Origin of the sequence: Streptomyces sp. NPDC052107, from assembly GCF_040680215.1 — a bacterium.
GTDB lineage: Bacteria > Actinomycetota > Actinomycetes > Streptomycetales > Streptomycetaceae > Streptomyces.
In genome coordinates, this window is the sequence record NZ_JBFAWG010000236.1 from 1 (window position 1) to 2,548 (window position 2,548).

3 protein-coding genes and 2 pseudogenes are annotated in these 2,548 nt (G+C 66.0%); 3 read left to right on the top strand and 2 right to left on the bottom strand.

The features are described 5' to 3' along the window. Positions 1-234, top strand: a pseudogene (locus AB0M27_RS47305) (hypothetical protein); the annotation flags it as partial. On the opposite strand, the gene AB0M27_RS47310 reads toward AB0M27_RS47305, so the two are convergent. Next, the gene (locus AB0M27_RS47310; RefSeq protein ID WP_365732393.1) at positions 144-338 is read right to left on the bottom strand and encodes a DUF4209 domain-containing protein; all 195 of its coding nucleotides are present in this window, start codon (positions 336-338) and stop codon (positions 144-146) included. The pseudogene AB0M27_RS47305 and the gene AB0M27_RS47310 sit on opposite strands and share 91 nt — an antisense overlap. A gap of 111 nt (positions 339-449) precedes the next feature. Here AB0M27_RS47310 and AB0M27_RS47315 point away from each other — a divergent pair. Continuing rightward, a protein-coding gene (locus AB0M27_RS47315; RefSeq protein WP_365732391.1) for an IS3 family transposase occupies positions 450-1,600 on the top strand; the annotation gives its coding sequence in 2 pieces (ribosomal slippage) (positions 450-720 and positions 720-1,600; 1,152 coding nt in all). Positions 1,601-1,614: 14 nt separating this feature from the next. Then, a pseudogene (locus AB0M27_RS47320) lies at positions 1,615-2,037 on the top strand (integrase core domain-containing protein); the annotation flags it as partial. Positions 2,038-2,144: 107 nt separating this feature from the next. Here AB0M27_RS47320 and AB0M27_RS47325 read toward each other — a convergent pair. Continuing rightward, on the bottom strand, positions 2,145-2,548 hold a 404-nt coding region (locus AB0M27_RS47325; RefSeq protein WP_365732392.1), incomplete at its 5' end, for a type IIL restriction-modification enzyme MmeI.

The following is a 2,548-nucleotide window of genomic DNA, read 5'->3' on the forward strand; positions in this document are numbered from 1 at the left end:
AGGGTCAGTGTCTTCGCCCACAAGTTCTTCCCCGGCGCCGAGTACGGCGTGGTCGAGGCCAACGGCAGGCCCGGACTGCTGCTCGTCCAGGCACCCGCGCCCGACGGAACGAGGTTGCCGCCAGTGCCCTTCGCCTTCGGGTCTCAGCCAGACTCTGCTGACTGGGTCCGAGCGCGGCTAATCATCTCGATGACCGGCCACGTCACCAGCCTCAGACAGAACCACCACATGTAGAGCGCCGAGTAGCTCCACGCCGAGTTGTCATCGAGGAGACCGTGCGCGATGTCGTTGCGGAGGTTCGGACCACCTTGGACGATCAGCATCGCCTTCATCTCCATGATTATCCCTGCACCAAAGATGTCCTCGTGGGCTGACCCCGTTTCGTAGGTCCAGTCGTTATGAGAGTCGTCCTGTTGCCCGCGGTCGCGGGCAGGGAGACTGGTCAGATCATGACGAACAGCAGGAAGCGTCACACCCCCGAGCAGGTCGTCCGTAAGCTCGGGCAGGCCGACAGGATGCTCGCCGATGGTCAGGACGTCGCGGCGGTGTGCCGGGAGCTCGGGGTGTCCGAGCAGACGTACTACCGGTGGCGGAACCAGTACGGCGGCCTCAAGGCCGACGACGCAAAGCGCCTGAAGGAGCTGGAGAAGCAGAACGCGACCCTGAAGCGTCTGCTCGCGGAAGCGGAGCTGGAGAAGACCGCGCTCAAGGAGCTGGCTGAGGGAAACTTCTAAGCCCGGACAGGCGCCGCGCCGCCGTCGATCACCTCAAGCGCAAGTTGCGGGTGAGCGAACGGATGGCGTGCCGTCTGGTCGGGCTGAGCCGCTCCGCGTACCGGCGACCGCTCAAGGGCGACACGGTCGCGGACCCGGATCGGGCGCTCAGGGAGTGGCTGCGCGCCTGGGCGAAGGACCATCCCCGCTACGGGTATCGGCGGGCGTATCACGACGCCCGCGCCGAGGGGTGGGTGGTGAACCACAAGAAGATCCAACGCCTGTGGCGTGACGAAGGGCTCCGGGTCCCGCAGCGGCGTCGACGCAAGCGCGTCGGGTCCTCGACCGTCGACGCGCCGACGGCGGACGCGCCGAACGTGGTGTGGGCGGTGGACTTCCAGTTCGACGTCGACGAGCACGGACGGCCGATCAAGATCTGCTCGATCGTCGACGAACACACCCGGGAGTGCATCGGCGGGCTCGTGGAGCGCTCGATTACCGCCGACCGACTCACCGCCCACCTCGAGGACCTCGTCGCCGCCCGGGGCGCCCCGGCGGTGCTCAGGTCGGACAACGGGCCGGAGTTCATCAGCGAGGCGATGGCCGACTGGGCCGGCACCCGCACCGGCCTGTCCTACATCCCTCCGGGCTCGCCGTGGCGCAACGGGTACGTCGAGTCGTTCAACAGCCGGATCCGCGACGAGTGCCTCAACATCAACAGCTTCTACTCGCTGCTGCACGCACAGGTCATCATCGGCGACTGGAAGGACGAGTACAACCACCACCGCCGGCACTCCTCGCTCGGCTACCTAACCCCAGCCGAGTACGCTCGGCAGTGCACCCATCAAATGGAAACCGACGACTCACAGAACGTCCGGACCGAATGAAGGGGGCGGCTCACACCCGCCTGGCGTACACCGAAGCGTTGGAGGATGAGAAGGCGGTGACCACGATCGGGTTCTTCTGCCGGGCCCGCGCGTTCTTCGCCGCCCACGGCATCACCGTGGACCGGGTGATCACGGACAACGGAAACAACTACCGGGCCGTGGACTTCACCGCCAAGGTGGTCTCGCTCGGGGGCCGGCACCACCGGATCCGCCCCTACACCCCGCGCCATAACGGGAAGGTCGAACGGTACAACCGGCTGATGGTCGATGAGGTCCTCTACGCCCGCCCCTACACCTCAGAGCAAGCTCGGCGTGAGGCGCTGGCCGTGTGGGTGAACCACTACAACTACCATCGGCCTCATACCTCCTGCGGAGACGCCCCGCCGGCCTCGTTGGCACCGGCCCGAGTCAACAACGTCATGCCCTCCTACACCTAGGGCGGTGGCTGGTCCCCAAGGGCAGATACGACTCCATGGTCATCATGGCCGCTGGCCGTGTCGCTCCGCCGTCGGTGCTCCTACCCCATCCACCGTACGGGGCGCTGCTACGAGGCCAGCTCCGCATATCGGGTGAAGAGCAGCTCCTGACGTTCTAGCTCGGTACGGCACCGGCGAGGTGCTCCCATGATCTTGTCCATCACCGTGTCCAACCCGTCGTGAGCCTTCGCCAGGGCCGGATCCATGCTCAGAGGTGCGTAGTGCTGGGCCAGGGAGCGGTCGGGGTGGAGAGCCCGGGCTTCGAGGACCTTCTGGCCAGCCTTGGCTAGAGAGGCTCGGTCTTTGTCGGTCAGAGCAGGCAGGGGAAAGCCGTTCCAGGTGATCGTGCTGGAGAACGAGATGCGGGACTCCAGTCGTCCTCCGACGGTCTTCATCCAGGTGATGAACATCGAGGAGGAGGCCACGGCGAAGACGATGCCATCGGGGTCCACGGCACCGTAGACCTTGTTGG

Coding starts and splice junctions, on each gene's coding strand:
- AB0M27_RS47310 (WP_365732393.1), bottom strand. CDS start 338: ATGGAGATGAAGGCGATGCTGATCGTCCAAGGTGGTCCGAACCTCCGC.